General features: G+C 55.7%; 18 protein-coding genes. 8 read left to right on the top strand and 10 right to left on the bottom strand.

Annotated features, from left to right (window positions below; all coding sequences use genetic code 11):
• Positions 1-80 precede the first annotated feature (80 nt).
• The gene (locus tag RB602_RS07365; protein WP_317084292.1) at positions 81-1,541 is read left to right on the top strand and encodes an alanine/glycine:cation symporter family protein; all 1,461 of its coding nucleotides are present in this window, start codon (positions 81-83) and stop codon (positions 1,539-1,541) included.
• Entirely contained in the window at positions 1,519-2,511 is a 993-nt protein-coding gene (locus RB602_RS07360) for an aldo/keto reductase (protein ID WP_317084291.1), read from the top strand. The genes RB602_RS07365 and RB602_RS07360 overlap by 23 nt, the downstream gene beginning before the upstream one ends.
• A 666-nt stretch (positions 2,512-3,177) precedes the next feature.
• Here RB602_RS07360 and RB602_RS07355 read toward each other — a convergent pair.
• Together RB602_RS07355 and RB602_RS07350 are read right to left on the bottom strand one after the other, a co-directional pair.
• Positions 3,178-3,870, bottom strand: a complete 693-nt coding sequence (locus RB602_RS07355) for an NnrU family protein (RefSeq protein WP_317084289.1) — start codon at positions 3,868-3,870, stop codon at positions 3,178-3,180.
• Positions 3,871-3,965: 95 nt separating this feature from the next.
• Positions 3,966-5,567 carry a peptide MFS transporter gene (locus RB602_RS07350; RefSeq protein ID WP_317084287.1) on the bottom strand — a complete coding sequence of 534 codons (1,602 nt, stop codon included), beginning with the start codon at positions 5,565-5,567 and terminating at the stop codon, positions 3,966-3,968.
• A 158-nt stretch (positions 5,568-5,725) separates the two neighbouring features.
• Here RB602_RS07350 and RB602_RS07345 point away from each other — a divergent pair, with 158 nt between their 5' ends.
• The 4 genes from RB602_RS07345 to RB602_RS15405 are packed head-to-tail and all read left to right on the top strand — an operon-like array spanning position 5,726 to position 7,795.
• On the top strand, positions 5,726-6,313 hold the full coding sequence (locus RB602_RS07345; protein WP_317084286.1) for a nitroreductase family protein: 588 nt from the start codon (positions 5,726-5,728) through the stop codon (positions 6,311-6,313).
• A 57-nt stretch (positions 6,314-6,370) separates the two neighbouring features.
• Entirely contained in the window at positions 6,371-6,715 is a 345-nt protein-coding gene (locus tag RB602_RS07340; RefSeq protein ID WP_317084284.1) for a GntR family transcriptional regulator, read from the top strand.
• A 15-nt stretch (positions 6,716-6,730) separates the two neighbouring features.
• A complete protein-coding gene (locus RB602_RS07335; protein ID WP_317084282.1) occupies positions 6,731-7,273 on the top strand; it encodes a hypothetical protein in 543 nt (180 codons plus the stop codon).
• A gap of 54 nt (positions 7,274-7,327) precedes the next feature.
• Positions 7,328-7,795 carry a TraR/DksA C4-type zinc finger protein gene (locus RB602_RS15405; protein ID WP_406568398.1) on the top strand — a complete coding sequence of 156 codons (468 nt, stop codon included), beginning with the start codon at positions 7,328-7,330 and terminating at the stop codon, positions 7,793-7,795.
• A 23-nt stretch (positions 7,796-7,818) separates the two neighbouring features.
• On the opposite strand, the gene RB602_RS07330 is transcribed toward RB602_RS15405, so the two are convergent.
• The 5 genes from RB602_RS07330 to RB602_RS07310 form a co-directional block, all read right to left on the bottom strand.
• Positions 7,819-9,804 carry a tetratricopeptide repeat protein gene (locus RB602_RS07330; protein WP_317084280.1) on the bottom strand — a complete coding sequence of 662 codons (1,986 nt, stop codon included), beginning with the start codon at positions 9,802-9,804 and terminating at the stop codon, positions 7,819-7,821.
• A gap of 7 nt (positions 9,805-9,811) precedes the next feature.
• On the bottom strand, positions 9,812-11,236 hold the full coding sequence (prsR, locus tag RB602_RS07325) for a PEP-CTERM-box response regulator transcription factor (RefSeq protein ID WP_317084278.1): 1,425 nt from the start codon (positions 11,234-11,236) through the stop codon (positions 9,812-9,814).
• Positions 11,233-13,392, bottom strand: a complete 2,160-nt coding sequence (prsK, locus tag RB602_RS07320) for an XrtA/PEP-CTERM system histidine kinase PrsK (RefSeq protein ID WP_317084277.1) — start codon at positions 13,390-13,392, stop codon at positions 11,233-11,235. The genes prsR and prsK overlap by 4 nt, the downstream gene beginning before the upstream one ends.
• Positions 13,392-14,780 carry a TIGR03013 family XrtA/PEP-CTERM system glycosyltransferase gene (locus RB602_RS07315; protein WP_317084275.1) on the bottom strand — a complete coding sequence of 463 codons (1,389 nt, stop codon included), beginning with the start codon at positions 14,778-14,780 and terminating at the stop codon, positions 13,392-13,394. The genes prsK and RB602_RS07315 overlap by 1 nt, the downstream gene beginning before the upstream one ends.
• A 183-nt stretch (positions 14,781-14,963) precedes the next feature.
• Positions 14,964-16,382 carry a helix-turn-helix domain-containing protein gene (locus RB602_RS07310; RefSeq protein ID WP_317084273.1) on the bottom strand — a complete coding sequence of 473 codons (1,419 nt, stop codon included), beginning with the start codon at positions 16,380-16,382 and terminating at the stop codon, positions 14,964-14,966.
• A gap of 296 nt (positions 16,383-16,678) precedes the next feature.
• Between RB602_RS07310 and aceA the strand changes: the two genes are divergently transcribed.
• Positions 16,679-17,959 (top strand): isocitrate lyase, encoded by a 1,281-nt coding sequence (gene aceA, locus RB602_RS07305; RefSeq protein ID WP_317084271.1) that lies wholly within the window; start codon positions 16,679-16,681, stop codon positions 17,957-17,959.
• Positions 17,960-18,169: 210 nt separating this feature from the next.
• A complete protein-coding gene (locus RB602_RS07300; protein ID WP_317084268.1) occupies positions 18,170-18,613 on the top strand; it encodes a hypothetical protein in 444 nt (147 codons plus the stop codon).
• 28 nt (positions 18,614-18,641) lie between these two features.
• Here RB602_RS07300 and RB602_RS07295 read toward each other — a convergent pair whose 3' ends face one another.
• The 3 genes from RB602_RS07295 to RB602_RS07285 all read right to left on the bottom strand — a co-directional run bounded on the left by RB602_RS07295 (position 18,642) and on the right by RB602_RS07285 (position 22,091).
• Complete coding sequence (locus RB602_RS07295; protein ID WP_317084266.1) at positions 18,642-19,976, bottom strand: amidohydrolase; 1,335 nt, start codon at positions 19,974-19,976, stop codon at positions 18,642-18,644.
• An 84-nt stretch (positions 19,977-20,060) separates the two neighbouring features.
• A complete protein-coding gene (locus tag RB602_RS07290; RefSeq protein ID WP_317084264.1) occupies positions 20,061-20,846 on the bottom strand; it encodes a 3-hydroxybutyrate dehydrogenase in 786 nt (261 codons plus the stop codon).
• Positions 20,847-20,891: 45 nt separating this feature from the next.
• Positions 20,892-22,091 carry a patatin-like phospholipase family protein gene (locus RB602_RS07285; protein WP_317084263.1) on the bottom strand — a complete coding sequence of 400 codons (1,200 nt, stop codon included), beginning with the start codon at positions 22,089-22,091 and terminating at the stop codon, positions 20,892-20,894.
• Positions 22,092-22,168 lie beyond the last annotated feature (77 nt).

Genomic DNA, 22,168 nt, shown 5'->3' with positions numbered 1-22,168 from the left:
ATTAGCCCGCTTCTGCCCTAGGATAAAGCTCTTTCACCTGTCCCGCGGGTAACAGCTTCTTTCGTCACAATCGGATTTTCATGGCCAACCCATTTCTGAGTTTCCTGACCTGGGCCATTGATGGTCTGAATGCTGCGGTATTTTCACGCATCCCGTTTTTCGGCGCGGAGATACCGTGGATCGTGTTGTGGCTGGCGCTGCCGATGCTGATCTTCACCGTCTATTTCGGTTTTCTCAACCTGCGCGTCCTGCCGCTTTCGCTCAGGATATTGCGCGGGGACTATGACGAGCCCAATGCACCGGGGCAGATCTCGCAATTCTCTGCGCTCACCACCGCTCTTTCAGGCACCATTGGCCTTGGCAATATCGCTGGCGTCGCCATTGCCATTGCAACAGGCGGACCGGGTGCTGCCTTCTGGATGTTTGTCATCGGCTTCTTCGCGATGACGCTGAAATGCGTCGAGGTCACCATGGGCCTTAAATATCGCGAGGTCGACAGCGACGGCACCGTGCGCGGCGGGCCGATGTACAACCTTAAAAACGGCTTTGCCCTGAAGGGACTGCCGCGTCTGGGTTTCGCGCTGGGGGCGTTTTATGCGGTGATGGCCTTTATCGGCGCCATCCCGCTGGTGCAGGTCAACCAGAGCCTTGCCACCCTCTCCGAGGTTACGGGTTTCCAAGCCTTTTCAGCCTCAGGCGAGCCCAAGAGCTTTGCCTTTCTCTATGGTCTCACTATGGCCTTTTTTGTTGGGCTTGTGGTGATTGGCGGCGTGACATGGCTGGGCCGCGTTACAGCCATTCTGGTGCCGATCATGGCCGGGGTCTATATCCTTGGTGTGCTGACGATTATCGTCGTTAACCTCGCCGACCTTCCCGCCGCGATCAGCCTGATTATCTCCGATGCCTTTTCCGGCGATGCGGTTGCTGGCGGCATGATCGGCGCGTTTATCGTCGGGATGCAGCGGGCGGTCTATTCCTCAGAGGCCGGGGTCGGTTCGGCGGTCATTGCGCATGCCCAAGCTCGCACCAACGAACCTGCCTCTGAAGGACTGGTGGCCCTGCTGGAGCCTTTTCTCGACACGGTTGTGGTCTGTTCGCTCGGCGCTGTCGCCATTGTTTTGGCGGGCACATGGGCGGGCGAGCATCAGGATATCCGCATCACTGCCGAAGCCTTTGGCCAAATCAGCTATTGGTTCCCCTGGTTGCTCACGGCTGCGGTTATTCTCTTCGGCTATAGCACCCTATGCGCCTGGGGCTTTTATGGACTGCAAGCGTTTCAATATCTGTTCGGGCGCGGTCGCCGCCGCGAATTGACGTTCAAGCTAATTTATATCTTCATCCTGCCACTAGGCGCGCTGCTCAGCATTGATGCGGTGATCAATCTGGTCGACAGCGCATTTTTCCTGATGGCTTTGCCCAATGTTCTGATACTGTATCTCTTCGCACCGGAACTGCGCCGCGACATTTGGGGCTTTATCGACCGCACCCGCGCAGAAAACAGGGTAGAGGAGAGCAAGGATGCAGCAACGCAAACTGGGTAATGAACTCACCGTCTCGGCGCTGGGTCTTGGCTGTATGCCGATGGCGGGTGTCGGCCAGAATATGTACGGTGAAGCGGATGTTACCGAGTCCCTCGCAACGATAGACCGCGCGATTGAACTGGGAGTCACGCTGTTTGATACCGCCGAGGTTTATGGGCCGCATCTTAACGAAGAGCTGGTCGGGCGCGGCATAGCCGGGCGGCGCGACCGGCTGGTGATCGCCACCAAATTTGGCTTCAAATTCAATGAAGATGGTTTTCAGGGTGTTGACTCTACCCCCGCCAATGTCCGCCGCGCCTGTGAAGGTTCGCTACAACGCCTCGGCATTGACGAGATTGATCTATTTTATCAGCACCGTGTAGACCCCGATGTGCCAATTGAGGACACCGTCGGCGAAATGGCGCGGCTGGTGGAAGAAGGCAAGGTCCGCTTTGTCGGCCTGTCCGAAGCCGGTCCCGACACCATACGCCGCGCGCACGACACTCATCCGATTGCCGCGCTGCAGTCAGAGTATTCATTGTGGGAGCGCGAAGTGGAGGAGGAAATTCTGCCTCTCTGCCGCGAGCTCGGCATTGGCTTTGTCCCGTATAGCCCATTGGGGCGTGGTTTCCTGACCGGCCAGATCACCTCGCGCGATGACCTGCCCGAAGACGATTATCGCCGCCGCGACCCGCGCTATTCGGAAGAGAATTTCGACCAGAACCTCAAACTGGTTGATGTCGTCAAAGACATCGCCAACACCCACAACCGCTCCGCTGCGCAAGTGGCACTGGCGTGGCTGCTGCACAAAGGCGAGGATATTGTTCCCATACCGGGAAGCAAACGCCGCGCGACACTGGAAGACAGCATGGCAGCGGCGGATCTGGTATTGACCGGAGACGATATGGAACGCCTGGACGCAGCCGCACCGATAGGCGGTACAGCAGGCCCACGCTATGGCGAGGCCATGCTGAAGATGACGCGGTTGTAAATCCTCCCCGGAACGGGGAGGGGGACCAGCTGTAGCCTTGGCGAAAGCTGGTGGAGGGGCACAGGCCGCTGAGTGCGATATTTTTTGAGTGACCTCGCGCCCACAATCATAGGCCAGCAGCGCGTTTCTTAAAGTCTGCATCATGTCGAGGGTGCCCCTCCACCGCCTTTGGCGGTTCCCCTCCCCGGAACGGGGAGGAAAGACGGGTTACCAACCGTCCCTGCCCGCCTTTTCATTTCTTCGATGTCGAATGACATAGATTTGCCAGAGCCGCCTGTCCTACACATACTGCAGATGCTACAATCTCCTATTACATTGTTCGATCTTTTTTCGTCGGCCCCGCGCAGGCGGGGCCTAGGCTTTTATTGACTCACGCAAAGACGCTAAGGCACAAAGAAGGCTCATTTCTGCACGATCTCTTCGTGTCTTTGCGTCTTTGCGTGAAACTATAGCTCTGGCCCCGTTTGCGCGGGGCCGACGAGATAAAAGGGACTATAATGGGAATGCGCATTCACGGATTGAATAGTCTTCGCCTTAGACATTCTGTGAAGAATGTGATTTCCAACAAAGATCAGCTTTTCCGCGCCGCGCAAGCGCAACTTTCGTAACCTTCGTCAATTCCGCTTGACACTTTCCAACACAGGCGCAGCATTGGCTGGCAAACAGTCAGGGTGCAGCGACGCCCCATATGTTGGTCCAGGGTGACACCATGGAATAGCCAAGGCCATGATGCGCCCAGCTGGCGAGCAGCCAGACCACGATACCGAGCAGAATGATCCCCGAGCCCGGCGTTGCGAGGCCCTTGCCGAAGGGCAGGAAGCTGGTTTTGGCCTGCCAATGCTGCCAGTGCAGGCCCATCTCCTTCGCCTTGCGCTTGTCCTGCCCGGCGGCACCGACCAGCGCCAAAACCCCGACGCTGCCCATCAGCCATAAATTGGCCTCGGTCGGGCGTGCCAGGATATGCGCCACGGCCCATAGCGCAAAGGCCCACATCATCGGGTGACGGGTGATCTTGAACACACCATGCGGCGGCAATTCGGCATATTCACCCGCCTGTGGTGCGGGCATGGCCGGGTTCTTCTGCACCGAGCCGACAAACAGCACGCTGGCACAGAACATCAGGAAAGCCGTAACCACCTGCATCCATGGTGCCACCGGCCAGAGGTTCGATGTGGCTGGCAAGGCGCGATAGGCATAAATCGCAAGCCCGAGCGTGGCAAAAGCGATGATGGAATAGACGATCTGATAGCCAATCGCCCCCAGCATCCCAAGCAATCGCTCTCTCAGCAGATGCGAAAGCAGCAGATGCGTCGCAACAAAGCCCACCGAACCGATAATCAGCTGCAACCCATAATCCATGCGACCCTCTCCCTGTTCGCCGTGGATATTATTATGCTCCGCCTGTTAACCGATCCTTGCTGCAACGACAATCAATCAATTCGATGAGAAAAGGACTATTCGGCCAGACGCGTCTCCGGATGCATACCACCTGCTTGTGGCTCGCCAACGCCTCTCTGGCCGACAAGGTCGTCACCTACATTGTCATCCTTGAGAGTATCAAGGTGCATTAGCTTAGTGATCAGGGGTGATATGACCATGACGAACAACCCAAAGCCAACCGCATAATAGCCCATATCCCAATACGCGCTTACATATCCGCCTTTGGCTCCATCAGCAGCCGCTTCCTGCGCGATAATTGCCGAGAGGGCATTGCCTCCTGCCGAGCCGAGAAACCATGTGCCCATCATCAAGCCAACCATCGATGGAACAGATAGCCTGGTCATCGCGGATAAGCCGACCGGAGACAAGCAAAGCTCGCCGGTTGTGTGGAGCAAGTAGATCAATACGATGAAGATCATCGGGACGAGGCCATTGTCTAACTCCGCTCCCCAAGCCAAAACAACGTAGCCCAATCCTAGTTGGACAAGACCCAATCCAAACTTCATCCCAGCAGATGGGTCGCGACCTTTGTTGCTAAGTCGAACCCACAAAGCTGCCAGTACCGGCGCAAACAGGATGATAAAACCCGCATTCAGTGACTGGAACATCGATGCGGGAACCTCCCAGCCAAAGAGGTCGCGATTTACATGCTCATCAGTGAAGAGGTTGAGAGAAGATGAAGCTTGTTCAAACAACGCCCAAAACATAATCTGGAACAAGATGAGAAGAATAGCCGCAAAGATGCGGTCTCTTTCATGCGGATCGAGTTGGATAACTGACTTCGCAATGATGAAAGTGAGAGCTACGCCGCCCGTAATCGCGAGAAGAATGTTTACGGTGTCCTGATATCGCACAAGCTGCCAAGCGATCAGGATCATTAGAGCGGTGCCGAGATAGATAAGAATCTGTGGGCTCAAACCCATAAAAGCCGGTGAGGTCAGTTTGACCTCATCGGGTGCTTCGCCTGCGCCTCGCAATTGCGGCCTACCAAGAACAAACACAACGAGGCCCAGAAGCATACCTACTCCTGCGGCGCCAAAACCATAAGCCCATCCAAAAGTCTCTCCCAGAAAACCACAAAGAAGCGAACCCAGAAAAGCCCCCAGATTGATACCCATGTAGAAAATAGTGAAGGCACTATCGCGTCGGCCATCGGTTTTCGGATAAAGAAACCCGACCATTGTTGATATGTTGGCCTTAAGAAAACCAACTCCAGCAATAATGAAGGCTAAGGAAAGGTAGAAGATATTCAGAATAAGCGGGTCGGCCTGCTCGCCTTGCTGAACAGGTGAGCCTTCGATCGCCATTCCGGCATGTCCTATAACCAGCAGTATTCCGCCCAGAAGTACGGCCCGTCTCGCGCCCATATACCGATCAGCAAGCGCCCCTCCGATGATGGGCGTAATGTAAACCAACGTGACATAAGCGCCCAAAATCCCCAGCGCAAACTCTCTGTCAAAAAGGAAGTGCTTGGTCAGATAGAAAATCAGAAGCCCTCTCATACCGTAATAAGAGAAACGCTCCCACATCTCGACAAAAAACAATATAAACAGCCCCTTGGGATGTCCTAAAAATGTTCCGGCTGCATCGCCGTCTTGCTCGTAAGTTCCGGCCAAAGCCCACCTCCAGATTATGATTATCGCCGCGCCCGAAAAAGCCGGGGTCATGCAATTTTGCGCCGCACCTTAAACAAAAATGTCATGCTGTGAAGGGGAATGACGTAAATCCTCACAGGCGCATTGCAATTGGCCCGCTGCGCCGCAATATGGGCTTTATGCTCAATAACACTTCCTCCCTCCCCGCCTATCTCGCCTCGCGCCGGTCCTGTCGGCCGCGTGATATGGTTGCGCCCGGCCCTGATGCGGCTAGGCTGAAAGCCATTGTTGCAACCGCGATGCGCACGCCCGATCATGGCAAGCTCTCGCCCTGGCGTGTGGTACATATTGCCGCGGATCAGCGCGATCTATTGGCAGCGAAATTGCGTGAAGCCTATCGTCAGGAGAAACCCGAGGCTGGTCGGCTGGAGCTGGAGGCAATGGACCTGTTTGCCGCGCATGCGCCGGAAATGCTGGTGGTGCTCTACAGCCCTAAAGAGTCTAGCAAAATCCCCGATTGGGAGCAGCAGCTTTCTGTGGGTGCCTTCACCATGAACCTGCTCCACGCCATTCACGCCGAAGGATTTGTCGGCGGCTGGATTACCGGCTGGCCAGCTTTTAACAACAATGTGCGCAACCTGTTCGGCCAGAACCATGAAAAAATCGCCGGATTTGTCTATATCGGCAGCCCGGCAAAACCGCTCGAAGAACGGCCCCGCCCCGATGCCGATGCAGTGTTCAGCCAATGGACGCCGGACGAAAACTAGACGCCATTTGCCCATTAGCCCTTGACCTGACCCGCTGTGTTATGCCAGTGATGCACTATGGCAGAGACAAGACCCGTATATCTCAAGCTGCGCGACGTGATCGCGGCGGCTATTCTTGATGGTACCTATAAGGAAGGCGAGATGCTCCCCTCTGTCCGCGCACTCGCGGCAAAGGAAGGGGCCAATCCGCTGACCGTCGCCAAGGCGTATCAGGGGTTCCAGAATAGCGGTCTGGTCGAGGTGCAACGCGGTGTCGGCATGTTTGTTGCCGAAGGTGCCATTTCCCGGCTGCGTTCCGATGAGCGCAAGAACTTCTTTGAAAATGTCTGGCCACCGGTTGTCGAGCAGATGAAGCGCATCGGGATTACGCCGGGTGAATTGCTCGAAAAGGTCGATGACTAGGTTCAACGCTCACTAATGGTCTCACAGAGAATATCAGGAAAAAAGAAGCAGGGTAACAGAGGAGAACGACTGTTTCGTAATTGGCTCGATGACAACGACTTTATCTATGTCGCTATCGATCAGGAGAAAGAGACATTTTCCAAGCAGCTTAAAGGTAAGGCCAAGCGACCAGATTTCTTCTTATTAATACCATATTTTGGTATCATTGCTGTAGATGTTAAGAACCTTTCCGATAGTTACTCAGGCTTCAATCTTAACATTGTAGAGGAAATTGCAAAAGCAGCAGAGTTTGAGCGACTATTCGGCATCCATTTATGGTTTGCCGTTATGGATAAAGATACAGATGATGGCAAAAACTGGAATTTTCTTAACTCGGATATAGCAATTGACAAAGGGAAGGCACTTAACACTGATAAGCGGAAAGATGCCTATCTTTGGATCGGTAAAGAACATTTCACCAGTATTACCGACATACATGACTTTCAGAAATTACTCACAATACGTCCAAACGTGACGGGAAGCTGGTCTGATATGATCAGCAATTTTTACTTGACTTAATAAAAAATCAGAAATTAGACATAATTATCGTTACGACTTAGCGAACACTGAATCATGACGCGTGTACTGAAATTTATCATATGCTCTTGTGTTTGCGGTCATAAAGGGCGGTTAGATGCACAAAAAATGCAGTCGAATCTTGACGAACAACCAACTCTTGAAAATGTTGGCGCAATTTATCCTAGGTTAAAATGTAGTAAGTGCGGGGCAAAGAAAACAGAAGTCTGGGATGATACCGGTGCCCTACTTTTTGACCCAAGCGTAAATATTGGCTGCCAGGAATGTGGCGAACCGATAATACTGCCTCGCCTAAGCGCCCAGAACGGAACCAGTCTTTGTATAAATTGTGCTAGATTAGCTGAGGATGAGCTTTTGAATCCGTCTCCTCCACCACCACCGCCTGGCAAACGTACCTGCCCGAGTTGCGGTAGTTCTACGACAACTTACACGACTCGAGATGGTGAGCATAACTTTATAGGTTGCGCCCGTTTCCCTCAGTGCCGATGGAGTTCAGACTTTTAACCAGCACTGTCCTAATCCTAAGATCATGCTTTGTCGAGCGCAGCATAACGCCGCTTGGCATCGCGCAAGCTTGCCCGAAAACGCTGATCCTGCGGTGCCAGCTGAACCGCCTTTTCAAACAGATCAATCGCATCGCGCAGTCGCGTGTCGTCTTCTGCCAGCACCTGACCATAGACATACGTAACCACCGGGTTCATCGGCAATGTGCGATAGGCTTGCGCCGCGGTGCGTTGTGCCTTTTCCGGTGCACCTGCATTCAGCTCAGCCCAAGCCAGGTCCGCCAGCAATAACGGTACATTACCGCCAAGCCGGGCGCTTACTTCGCTCAGCGTGACCCGCGCCAATTCCCAACGTTCAGCATCGAGATAGGCGGTCCCAAGCATATGTTTCGCCCTGAGGTGCGCCGGGTTATTGGCAAGAAAACTGCGCAATGTTGCCGCCTTGTCCTCATCGCGCCCCAGATCCGCCAATGCATCATGCAGCCGCACCATGACATCAAAGGTAAAGCGCAACTTGCCTGCCTCCTGATACGCCGAAAACCCCTCTTCCGGCCGATTGGACAGCATATGCACATCGCCCACCAGCAAATGGGCATCGGCGACACCGGGGAAACGCCGCTGCAACGATTTGGCGCGCCGCAATGCCTCGACGTAGCGGTCCAATGTCAGCAATTTACGGATCAGCCGCACCTCGGCGCCGGCATCGCCGGGGGATGCCTGTATTGCAGCCTCCAACTCGCTCAGCCCCGAAGGCTCTGGCACCAGAATATAGGGCCTGTGCGGCGCACGTGATGCGCGGTTGATAAAGTCGGCAGCCATAGGCCGATTTCCATCAGCCTCATAAGCACGCGCGGCAAGCAACAGGCGAAAGCTGTTGGGCGTGGTCAGCAGCCCATGCTCAGCAACCAGAGCAAAGAACATCTCCCGATCACTGCCACCTGCCATGCCGCGCATAGCAAGATTGCCCGCAAAGAGATTATGCGGTTGCCGCCGCAGCACCGTAGCGCAATGCTCCTCAGCCTGCGCCAGATTGTCCACCTCCAGTTCGAGAGCACAGCGCAAAAGTGCCGGTGCAGCCTGATCATCAAGCCGGTTTTGGGTCTTCAGCATGATGGACCGGGCGAGATCAAACTGCCGCGCCCGCGCCGCCAGCACCGCTTGCAGGAACAGGCCGCGGTCATTGCCCGGTTCCAGCGCGATGATCTTCCTCGCGACTGCCAGCATATCGGTCATGCGCCCGGCATCACCAAGCGTCTCACCATAGGCGATCAGCGTCGGGATATGGTCGGGGTTAATTTCCAGCGCGCGCTCAAACCATGGTAGCGCCGGGATCAAACCAAATTGGCTGCGCGCCAGCTCGCCACGATAAAGCAGCGCATCAATGCTCTGGGGAGCCAGTTGTACGGCAAAGTCGGCGGCATCTATCGCGCCTTTCTGATCGCCATCGAGATAGCGATAACGCGCAATCGAGACCCAGAGCATCGGGTCGCTACCATCCGCAGCAATGGCTGCATCATAGGCGGCACGAGCACGGTCTCGATCGCCATCGGCAAGGTATACCTCGGCCAATATCCGCTGTGCATAGGCAAGATGCTTGCGCGCTACCGGTCCCTCGGTCAGCCATTTGCGGGCACGATCCAGCTGGCCCTGTAACTGCAACGCATGGCCCATTAAGTGGCGCAATTGCTCGTCCGGCGTGCCGAATTCGCGGGCGCGGCGCAGCTCTGCCTCTGCCGCCAGCGGGTCGCGCAGCCGCAGATAAATCTCTGCCTGAAGCAACCGCGCTTCGGCCCAATCCGGTGCCTCAGATATGGCATTGAGCATCTCGATCCGCGCGGCGCGATAATCGCCCTTGCCAATGCTCTGTTCCGCTCGCGCTGCCGCATCGCGCGCGGCATCGCTCTGCCCCGCTACCGGGCCGATGCTCAGCATCGTGCCTATGGCGATGGACAGCATGGCCGCGCGCCAATGCCGCTTGCAGGCAGCGTTGAACCGGGAAAGGCGCGGCATGGCAGGGTCAGTCCTTGGCCGACACCGTCGTCGCGCCGGGCTGCAGATCATATTGCTTGAGCAGATCGTAAAGCGTCGGACGGCTGATCCCCAGCAACCGCGCGGTATTGGATATATTGCCTTCACTGCGCGCCAGCGCCCGGCGGATCACCTTGCGATCCGATTCTTCCCGCGCCGCCTTGATGTTGAGCAAGCTGTCGCTGTCCGCCTCAGCCTCATCATCGCCGCCAAGGTCAAGATCCTCGGCGTGGACCAACTTGCCATCGGCCATAATGACCGCACGTTTCACGCGATTTTCCAGCTCGCGGACATTGCCCGGCCAAGGCCATTCATCGATCCGGCGAAGTGCATCGGCGGCAAAGCCTTTGACTTTGGGATTAAACTCCTCAGCCATGCGGTTGAGGAAATGTTTGGCGAGCAGGACCGTATCGCCGGGCCTTTGCGCCAATGTCGGGATGGTGACAACAATCTCGGCCAGACGATAATAAAGATCCTCACGGAAGGTGCCATCTCGCTGCATCTGATCGACATCCTGATGCGTGGCACAGACGATGCGGGTATCCACCGCAATCGGTTTGCGTCCGCCAATGCGTTCAATCACCCGCTCCTGCAAAAAGCGCAGCAGCTTGACCTGAAGCGGCAGCGGGATATCGCCCACCTCATCAAGAAACAGCGTGCCGCCATGTGCCTGCTCAATCTTGCCCTCTGTGGTCTTGATCGCGCCGGTAAAGGCACCCTTTTCATGGCCAAACAGTTCCGCTTCGAGCAGGTTTTCCGGAATGGCAGCGCAGTTGATAGCGATGAAGGCATTGGCCTTGCGATCGCTATGGTCATGGAGGCCTCGCGCCAGCAATTCCTTGCCGGTACCGCTGGCACCCAATAGCATTACCGAGGCATTGGTCGGCGCAACGCGCTCAACAGTGCGGGCGACTTTGAGCATTTCCGGCGCAGCCGTGATGATGCGTCCAAGCACCTTCTCGCTGCCACCGCGAGCATCGGCGAGGCGTGCATTTTCTTGCTCGATTTCATGCAGATGGAAGGCGCGGCTGACAATATGTCCCAACTCGTCAATATCGACCGGCTTCTGGTAAAAATCATAAGCCCCCTTGGCTATGGCATCCAGCGCGCTTTGGCGAGCGCCATGGCCAGATGCAACGATCACCTTGGTATCCGGCTTGAGTGCGATAATCTCTTCCAGCGTGGCAAAGCCTTCACTTGTGCCATCGGGATCAGGCGGCAGGCCAAGGTCAAGCGTGACCACTGCAGGTTCCTCCGCACGGAGCAGGGTGATCGCTTCCTCGCGGTTAAAGGCTTGCAGCACCTCATAATCATCATAAGCCCATTTGAGCTGGGTCTGCAGACCCTCGTCATCCTCGACGATAAGCAATTTGGGACGGATTAGCTGTTCTGGCTGACGGGCGGCTTGGCTCATCGACCTGCTCCTATTTTCTTGCGATCCGGGTTATGGTCTTTGGTTTTGGATTTGCGGCTATTGTCGACCTTGATCAGGTCATCATGCTGATCCAGCGCCAATGGCAGACGGATGATCATGCGCGTGCCCATGCCCTCACGGCTTTCGACATTGAGATGGCCGCCCATGGCTTCAATCAGGGATTTCGCCTCAAAGGCGCCAATGCCAAAGCCGCCATCTTTGGTGGAAACAAAGGGTTTGAAGAGGCTGGTGCGGATAAACTCGGCGCTCATGCCGGTGCCGTGGTCGACAATCTCGATATAGCCATAAATCCCGCTGGGCGACCATTTGAGCATGACTGGCTGCGCATTGTCGCGACTTGCGTCGAGCGCATTTTGCACCAGATGCAACAACACCTGCTCCAGCGCGGCTTTGTCACCGGATATGGTCATCACATCGCCCATAAGCACCTGCACCTTATGTCCCGGTGCCGATTTTTGTTTCGCGACGCTTTTCACCAATGCCTTGACATCAAACGGTGCAATGATGGTGTCCTGCGATTTGCGATAATTGGTCAGCCGCGTCAGGGTCGCGTTGAGCTTTGCGACGGTACCCTGCAATGTCTCGACCATATCTTCGCGGAATTCCGGCTTATCGGCGTGCTTCTCGGCATTGCGAGATAGCAATGCGAGCTGGCTGACGATATTCTTGATGTCGTGCACAACAAAGGCAAAGCGACGGTTGAAATCCTCAAACTGACGCGATTCCAGCAACGCATTCTGGCCGCGCTGCTCAGCGACATAGCTTGCCGCCTGTCGCCCAACAACGCGCAGCATATCGAGATCTTCCCAGTCCAAGGTGCGGTTCAGTGTTGGCCGCCCAAGAATGACCAGGCCTTCAAGTTTCTCAAAGTGAATAAGCGGAACGATGACCCAGATGCGCTTGTCCTCGACCATCCAGTCGGCAATCGCCGCCTTTTGTACGTCATCCGCGTCGTCACCGCGTACATTGTCCAATTCAACGATAAAGCCGGATGTCGCGAAGAAATTGGCCGTGGTGCCGGTGCAGGCCGGGGCCGGAACCTCCAGCATCGGCCAGTTCCAGCGTTCTTGCAGCATGAAGCGTCCGCTCTCATCAGGCGTAAGCAACAGGCCGGCATTACTGTCGGTGATATCGGCAACAGCCTGGATGATACGGCTATGCAGCGAGGAGGCGTCCTGTTCGCGCGCGCTCATGGTGTCGGCAAAGCGCATCCATTCGGAGCGATAATCATAGCGATGCTGGAAGAAGTGCTTGGCGATCTTGACCTTGAACCAGGCACGGAAGCTGTTTGACGGCAACAGCACCAAAGCCGCCAGCGATGCCCCGAAAACCAGACCGACCTGGGTAAGACGCGCATAATCAGCGACGAAATAGGAAAGTAGCTGCACCACCAACGCCATAGCCAGCAAGTAGAGGCCGATTGCGATCAGCGAGAAGGAGTGGAAGGCAACTGTGCGAGAAAGCTGAATCTTCCATTCGCCATTGCGCTTGGCCGCAAGCGCGAAAACCGGCATCAGGCAGGCAACAATGACCCCTCGCAGCGCCAGCAGCTCGACCGGCAATTCATAGAGCAGATAAGCAACGGCATAGAGGTTAAGATCAAAGAACCACAGCACCGCCAGCCCAGCCATGGGTAGACGGATGGCAAAACGCGTTTGCGGTGCGGAAATCGAATAGAGATTATGTACCAACACCAGCGCGCCAACGGCAAAGATCATCCGCAATATGGTGGATGCATAGAACAGCAAAGGTGGAGCAAGCTCGGCTCCAAAGCTGAGAACAATGCCATCAAAAACTGGTTGCAATGCCAGAACACCGGCCAACACCGCGTATAATGCATGCACAGTCGGCGGCTGGCGCAGACTGTCATCAGAGCGCAGCAGTTGAAACATCAGGAACAGCAAAGCGCCATTACGCACAGTCTCAACGAACAACGATATCGATGCTTGCGGCCCTTCCCAGGCTACGGCCAGAGCCCAGAAGCTCAAAAGTCCCAGCGCAATAATCAGCGGCACTTGCGCCGAGCGTTGTATCCGCAAGTTCCGGCTCAACCAGATGGCCAGTCCGCCGTGCAGCAGCGCCGCTAGCAGATGCCCCAGAAAGCCGGCAAGTCCGAGAAATGACGCCAAATCCATCAGCGCGCCCCGTCCGCCCAGAGCACCACACGCAGCGTCTGCAACAGGATCAATATGTCGAGAAATGGAGTATAGTTTTTGGCATAATAGAGATCATATTCCAGCTTGTGCCGGGCATCTTCAGTTGATGCGCCATAGGGATAGTTGATCTGTGCCCAGCCGGTAATACCCGGTTTCACCATATGGCGCTCGGCATAAAAGCGCATCTTGGTCTCCAGATCGGCGACAAATTCCGGCCGCTCAGGCCGCGGGCCGACAAAGCTCATCTCGCCTTTCAACACGCTCCATGCTTGGGGCAGCTCATCAATCCTTGTGCGCCGAATGAAGCGACCAATGCGAGTGATACGCGGGTCATTCTCCTCGGCCCAGACAGCCTTGCCATCACCCTCGGCATCGCTCTTCATCGAGCGTAATTTGATGATGCTGAATGGCTGACCGAAAAGCCCGACGCGTTGCTGGCGGAAAAAGGCCGGGCCCTTGCTGTCAAGCTTCACCAGCAAAGCAAAGAGCAGGATTATCGGCAGGAAAATGATCAGCAGCGATAGGCTAGCAAGGACATCAAACAGTCTTTTGGCAATGCTGGACAGCCAGCGCCCTGAGGAAAAACCATCAGAGAAGATCAACCAGCTAGGGTTAACCGAATCGAGATCAACACGTCCTGTCTCGCGCTCAAAGAAGCTGGATATATCGTTGACATGCACGCCTGTGGTCTTGATCCGCAACAGGTCTTGCAGCGGCAGCGCGTTGCGCCGTTCTTCCAAGGCCAGCACCACCTCGCTGACATTCAATTTCTCGACATAGTTGGAGAGATTGCGGATGGCGGAGCGGTTAATCGCCTCGTCTATCACATGCTGGCCATCGCCCATGCCAATAAAGCCGACAACGACAAACCCGCTATCCGGGCGTTCCCCCAGTTCCTGAATACGTTGCGCCCTGCGCCCTGCTCCCAGAACCAACAAACGGCGGCGAAACGCCCCCGTTCCCAATATCCCGCCCAATATGATCCGATTGCCAATCAGCATCGCGATCGAAAGGAACATGGCGTAGAGCAAGATCGACCGCCATAATGTGCTGCCCGGCAGCAGAAAGAACATCAGCGAAAGAAAGATAATCCCGAGCGATACCGCAACCGCAAGCCGCGCGATGGCAAAACGCAAGCGCAACAAGGCATCAGTGCCGTAAACACCGACCGCGATCATCGCGATTTGCAGCAATATTGCAAAGCTCAAGACCGCAACGATACGATCTGCAAAAGGACCATCATCACTGCCGATCTGCATGACCCTGAGCTGCCAAGCTGTCTCCGCCGCAATGCACAGCAAAACGAAATCGATAAGACCCATAAGAACCACGGCATGCGGCACATAATGTTTGAAGAGTCGAAACATGGGGCGGGCGGGTCTCTTATGGTGTCATCGCAGACAATCTCACTGTCACTACGCATAGCGAACAGAGGTAAAGTGTCGGTTAAGTTTACACACCAACACCTAGAACATCCATAATGGATTAGTCACCATCCATTTTCGGTGTTTTTACGCCCTTAGGCTAAATTTACAGCGGTTTGAGCGACTTTACCCCGCCTGAAAGGAGAATGGTGCCGCCCGCCGCGCACGATCGTCAAAGGTGAGCGTCTTGCCTGCGGGCGGCGTTGCTCTTTGGGTACAATCTGTGCGGTGACAGGAGCGGCACCCCGGCCCGATCCGCATGGCACGGCTATTCTGCGCGACATCGGCATAATGGGCGCATAATCGCGGAGCGTGTTCCGCTGCGACGCCTATACCGATAGCATAGGCAGGACCCTCGCCCGCCATCGCAGGTGCATCAGCGCCGGATGGGCTGCTATTGCCTTTGACTGTGCGCGACAATGTAAGCCATTGCTTACCATCTTCGCTCTCGACCAGTTGCACCTGCATGATTGAAGGTTGCGCAAAGCTGTGATGCAGCGACCATAAGGGGCAGCCACTCCCGCTCTCGACAAATCCGGCGCCACTGGCACCGCTATAGCGTTTGGAAAACTGCCCGGCCCGATCCACCCGCACCATGAAGAAAGGTAAGCCGCGCTCGCCAACGCGTTGCAGTGTTGTCAGCCGATGCGCAATCTCCTCCAGCCCGGCTCCAAAGCGCCGCTGCAGAATAGCGATATCATAGCCCGTCTGCTCGCAAGCCCTGAGGAACCGACCATAAGGCATGATGATCGCCGCCGCGATATAGCCATAGAGATGCCGCTGAAACAGCCTTTCGGCACCGCGATTATCGAAGGCTGCACCCGCTGCCAATGCCTGCACCTGTTCGCGCATTTCCAGTTGCGCAATCATATAAGCGGTGCGGAAGGTACGCGAGGACGTATCAAGCATTTCCGACATCTGCAGCTGCCTTGCATGCATATCGAGGCGGTAAAGATGGTCCGGCAATATCTCGACAGGGAGAACCCGCACCATGATTTGATGCTTGCTGCGCAGCCTCTCTGTCAGCGCCGCATAGAGATCACTATTGGCAAGCCGTAACTCATCCGCCATTTCTTCGGCCGCAACATCCAGGTCGCCAAAATAGTTACGCCATTTCTCAATCTCGCGCCGGACCAGACCTATAGCCGGATGCACCGCCGTCGCTGCTACCTGTTCGCTGCCCTGCCCTGCCCAATTGTCATGCAATCTGGCAAAGGCCTGCATCAGTTCTGGAGCGCTCACCGCCCATTCGGCAAGTCGCTGGCGGTCAACGCTCAGATCAGCAAATTGCGGATCATTAAACCGGCGCATCATTGCCTCGACGCCACCGCCTGGTTCGTCAGCAAGCAGCAGACGCGGATCAAAGTCAAAGCGCTCGCTCAGCGCCAACATCAGCCGCGCCGTTAATGGCCGCTGGTTGCGTTCGAGCAGATTAAGATAGCTCGCAGAAATGCTGAGCGCTTCCGCCATGGCTACCTGACTAAGTTTGCGCGAGACCCGCAATCGCCGCAGCGCAGCACCGGCAAAGACTTTATCCTGAGACATAAGAGCACCATTACTTAAGCGTCATTGCGAGCGCAGCGAAGCAATCCAGGGCAGTTACATGTGGCTCTGGATTGCCGCGTCGCCTTCGGCTCCTCGCAATGACGATGGAGAATAAGGCAACTGCGCCAAAGCTCTTTGTAACGATATTTACAAAATTACAAGCAAACTCTGCCCTCGGCACCATTGTGACAGAAAATTTGTGTCAATTTTTGAGACTCGCACTGCCTCTATCCCCTAATAGCCTTCCCAAGACGTCGCCGCGAGGGCGACTACCTCCCTGCAGAAAGGCATATATTATGACCGACTTTAACGATCTCGTCCCCGCAGCGCCGGGCCGCTTTGATGGCATTAACCGCAATTACACCGCAGATGATGTCGCCAAGCTGCGCGGCTCGGTACAGGTAGAGCATACACTTGCCCGCCGTGGTGCGGAGAAACTTTGGGAGCTTCTGAAGACTGAAGACTATGTCAACGCGCTCGGCGCGCTTTCGGGCAATCAGGCGATGCAGATGGTGCGCGCTGGCCTGAAAGCAATTTACCTCTCTGGCTGGCAGGTGGCAGCCGATGCCAATACCGCTGGCGCGATGTATCCCGACCAGTCGCTCTATCCGGCCAATGCTGGCCCGGAACTGGCCAAGAAGATCAACAACGCACTACAGCGTGCTGACCAGATTGAATATAGCGAAGGCAATGTCAGCCGCGACTGGTTTGCGCCCATCGTCGCTGATGCCGAGGCTGGCTTTGGTGGCCCGCTCAACTGCTTTGAGATTATGAAGGCCTATATCGCGGCGGGCGCGGCTGGCGTTCACTTTGAAGACCAGCTCGCGTCTGAAAAGAAATGCGGCCATCTGGGCGGCAAGGTTTTGATCCCGACCCAGTCGCATATCCGCAACCTTAATGCAGCACGCATGGCGGCAGATATTTCCGGCGTACCGACGGTTATCTGTGCCCGTACCGATGCTGAGAGCGCGAAGCTGATCACCTCGGACGTGGACGAGCGCGATCATGAGTTCCTCACCGGCGAGCGTACGCCGGAAGGCTTCTTCCGCCTCAAGGAAGGCACCGGGGTTGAGCATTGCATCAAGCGCGGCATCGCCTTTGCAGAACATGCAGACCTGCTGTGGTGGGAAACCTCTAAGCCTAACCTCGATGACGCCAAGCGCTTTGCCGAAGCGATCCAAAAAGCGCATCCGGGCAAGATGATGGCCTATAATTGCTCACCCAGCTTTAACTGGGAAGCCAATCTCGACAAGGACACCATCGCCAAATATCAGCGTGAGCTGGGTGCCATGGGCTATAAGTTCCAGTTCGTTACCCTGGCTGGCTTCCACCAGCTCAATTACGGCATGTTCGAGCTGGCCCGTGGCTACAAGGATCGCGGCATGGCCGCCTATTCCGAGCTGCAACAGGCCGAATTCGGTGCCGAGGAAAATGGCTACACCGCCACCCGCCACCAGCGCGAAGTGGGCACCGGCTATTTCGACGCGGTTGCGACCGCAATCGGTGGTGGCCAGAGCTCGACCACCGCATTGGCAGAAAGCACCGAGGCAGACCAGTTCAAGAAAGACGCTGCCTAAACACGCATAACCAGATTGGCGCCCGGCTGCTTTGGCCGGACCGCCTGACCAACTTTCCTGGGGAGGAAAGTCCGGGGATTCAGGTTTCTAACCTTGGCCCCACCCGCCGGAGCAGCGATGCTCCGGCGGTTTTGATTCATGCTTTAAGCATTGTTTTACCGTCCTGCATTACGCTCATCGCCATAGCTTTCTATTTGGGACAGAAGTTCGATGCTGAAACCGGTTGCTGCTGTCGCGGCTATCTTCCTCTTGATTGTGGCGATGATGGCCAGCGAATTGCCGGTCGATAACAGCCCTGCACCTGAGGCAGCAGACAGCGCAGAGCCCGACATTAAGCCAGAGCCCAAGCCATTTACCAGTCCCGCCGTTGATACAGATATAGAGGGCACGGGAGCGGATTCAGAACAGGATGACGAGGCCGGTTTTGCCGACGAATATGATATCAACCCGTTCAGTGCAGCGCCAATTGATAGCTTTGGCAATGACAGTGTCGATGTCGACCCCACCCCCTCCATCCAAGAAAACAGCGTTGACCATGACATCGAGAGCGATCAGGCAATAGCCGAAAGCAGCGCGCTCCCAAGTAAAGGCGCTGCACGGCCTAGAATTGTGCGGGAATCTCCCCCTCCGCTAAAGAGCGAGATCAATCACTAAAGGCTGAGCTTCATATTCAGCTCTTTGCCTATTTCGCCATCAGCTTAAGTGTAGCAGCCGTCATCGCCTCGGTCGCGGTGGCCACAACTTTCTCCGCATCAGGAGTCCAGAAGGGGCTGTGTAACGAGGGAAGTTTGCTGGCATCGCCATTAGCAGCATCAAACTTCTCTAAAGGTACACCGCCCACCCAGAAGATCATGCTCTTGATATTGTCCGGATCAGCACGGCGAAAACGACTGAAATCCTCACCGCCCATGACCGCCGGTGTTTCCAGTACATGCTGATCGCCAAAGCGTGTTTTGAAGAGAGTGGCCATCTCTTCGGTAAACTCCGGGCTGTTATAAACCGATGGGGTAAAATCATCATCCATGGTGACTTCGGGCATAAGCTCTTCGGGCAAACCGGCGGCAATCGCTTGCCCCCGTGCGATGCGCGCTATACCGTCGATCAGCGTCTGGCGCGTTTCATCGCTATAGCTGCGCACAGTAATCAGCAGACTGGCCTCATCGGAAATGATATTATGCTTCGCGCCAGCACGAAAGCTGCCAACCGTTACAACAGCGGGGTCCTGCGGATCGATCTCGCGGCTCACCAGTGTCTGCAAAGCCATGACTATCTGGCTACCCAAAACCACCGGGTCTTTCGCCGTACTGGGATAGGCACCATGGCCGCCAATGCCTTTCACCTTGATGCTGACACTATCGACATTGGCCAAAGCATAGCCGGGTTTATAGCCAATCATGCCTGCTGGAATCTGCGCCGCATCATGAAACCCCATGACATATTCCGGCTTGGGAAAACGCTCATACAAGCCATCTTCCAGCATCGCCTTGGCGCCCGATCCAATTTCTTCTGCCGGTTGCAGAATCATTACCAGCGTACCTGACCACTCATCCTTACGCGCGACCAACTGCCGCGCCGTGCCGACCCATGCCGTCATATGCGTATCATGGCCACAGGCATGCATCACCGGGCTTTCAATCCCTTTGGAGGTGGTCGCGATTGCCTTGGACGCGAAGGGCAGCCCTGTCTGCTCCTCAACTGGCAGGCCATCCATATCGGCGCGCAGCATCACCACCGGGCCGGGGCCATTTTCCATGACGGCGACAACACCCGTCTGGCCCACTTTCTCGGTCACGGTAAAACCTAGGCGTCGCGCTTCTTCAGCCAGTTTCGCGGCGGTACGGAATTCCTGAAAGCTCAGTTCGGGATTGGCGTGCAGGTAGCGATAGATTTCCAGCAGCGATGGCATATCGGCCGTCACCGCATCGCGCAGATCATCGGCTTGAGCTGGTGTAGCCATGGCCAGCGCCAGCATCGCAACCGGCGCTGCAGCGTATGAGAGAAGATTTTTGATAGACATTTTCAGGCGCTCCCCAGCAATTTTTTGCTCAGAACCCAAAGCTAGCGCCTGAAAGCGCAACTGTCAGCGATTAATTGATATGGGCTATTGCACCGTCCAGCCACCATCCATGCTGAGATTAGCCCCGGTGATGGCGCTTGCGGCATCGCTGCAGAGATAGACCAGAAAGGATGCCACCTGTTCCTTGGTGACAAATTCCTTGGTCGGCTGCGCCTTTAGCAGCACATCGTTGATCACTTCGTCACGGGTCAGACCGCGGGTCTTCATCGTATCCGGAATCTGCTCTTCCACCAGCGGTGTCCAGACATAGCCGGGGCTGATAGCGTTGACGGTGATACCATGCTCGGCGGTTTCCAGCGCCAATGTCTTGGTAAAACCGTCAATACCGTGCTTGGCAGCGACATAGGCGCATTTGCCGGGGCTGGCGACTTTGGAGTGCGCCGATGCCGTAGCAATGATCCGGCCCCACCCCTTGTGCTTCATTCCCGGCACCGCCAGACGAGATGTATGAAAGCTGGAGGTGAGGTTTAGTGCCATGATCAAATCCCATTTCTCGGGCGGGAATTCCTCAATCTTGGATACATATTGGGTGCCGGCATTGTTGACCAATATATCGACGCCGCCAAAGTCGGCTTCGGCCATGGCGAACATCTCGGCAATCGCTTGCGGGTTGGTGAGGTCAGCACCGCTATAGGCGGCCTTGGCACCGCTCAGCTCCTCCAGCGCTATCCGTTCCTGCTCAATCGCATCGACATCGCCAAAGCCGTTGATAATGATATTCGCACCTTCAGCAGCGAGTGCCTTGGCGCAGCTCAGGCCTATGCCCGATGTAGAACCGGTAATCAAAGCTGTCTTGCCTTTGAGAAACATGCCTTATGCCTTTTTACTATAAGGATAATTGAGACGGGATTTGGTTTAATCGATGTCGATAGCCGCAGTGCGGCCATCGATTATATTCTGCGCCAACAAGCCGCGTTTCTTGATAACCGAGAGTACCGCATCAAGGCCCTGTGCCCAATGCCGTTCCATTGTTGCACGAGAGAATTCAAAATCGCGCGCGCCGCTTTCCCACTCTTCGACCTGACAAATGAGATGCACGATATTCACCGCATTCTCATCAACCATGGCACGCAACCGCTCTACATCCTCATCGGCGCAGACTTCGGGTGGGAGTTTGTTCAAGACCGACCGGATTGCCTCATGCTCGCGGCGGATCCTGAGATACTGGTCGGTCACCGCGCGGGTCCGGCTGGAAAAGCGGATATCTTTCATCCGGCTCAGAACATCATCAAAATCCTGCGGCATCTTGCCGCGTGCCGGGAAAAGATCGACCTGAAACACCAGCATATCGGTGGTCTGGTTTTCCAGCACATGCGCCAGCGGCGTATTGCTGACAATACCGCCATCCCAATAGTAACGTCCGTCAATCTCAATCGGCGGAAAGCCCGGCGGCAGCGCGCCCGAAGCCATAATATGCCGCGCATCAATGCGCGTCGGATTGACCGGATCGCGGGTATCAAAATATTGGAAATTGCCGCTTTCAATATCAACCGCGCCAACCGAAAGCCGCATCGGGCCATCATTGAGCCGATCCCAGTCGACATATTTGTTCAAAGTCTCTTCCAGCGGAGCCGTGTTGTAGAGGCTGAGAGCATTATCGGTTCCGGGCATGGAGAAGCCGGGTACCGACATATGCGGCCGATAGAAGCCCGGAACGCCACTTGTCGCAGCAGCAAAGGCACCAAGCCTATGGTTGGTCTGCCGCCAAAAGGGATTATCAGCAAAAACCATATTTGGGCTGCCGCTGGTAATCTGCTCCCAGAACTCGCGCAGTCTTTCCCAGGCGCTGGCAAAGGGATTACCCGCAATAATCGCGCTGTTAATCGCGCCGATGGATATTCCTGCGACCCAGTCGATACGAATATCCTGCGCCACCATCGCCTCATAGACACCGGCCTGATAGGAGCCGAGCGCACCACCTCCTTGTAGCACCAGAGCTACTGTCTCCGGCAGCGGTATTGCTTGATCCTTGGGCTTTTTCTCGCGGACCTCCCGGCGTTTCTTGACCAAAAGGTCATCGACGGTCTTGGGCGATTTTGCTGCTTGTGTGGCCATAATCCGTTGCTGCCTAACCCATATTTGGCGTTTTACACGCGATCACCTAATGTCTGTGCGCGGACTCGCAAAAAGGG

It is taken from the genome of Parasphingorhabdus sp. SCSIO 66989 (assembly GCF_032852305.1).
Taxonomy (GTDB): Bacteria; Pseudomonadota; Alphaproteobacteria; order Sphingomonadales; family Sphingomonadaceae; genus Alterisphingorhabdus; species Alterisphingorhabdus coralli.
Note: the sequence above shows the minus strand (reverse complement) of the source record. Positions and strands in the feature narration are given on the sequence as shown.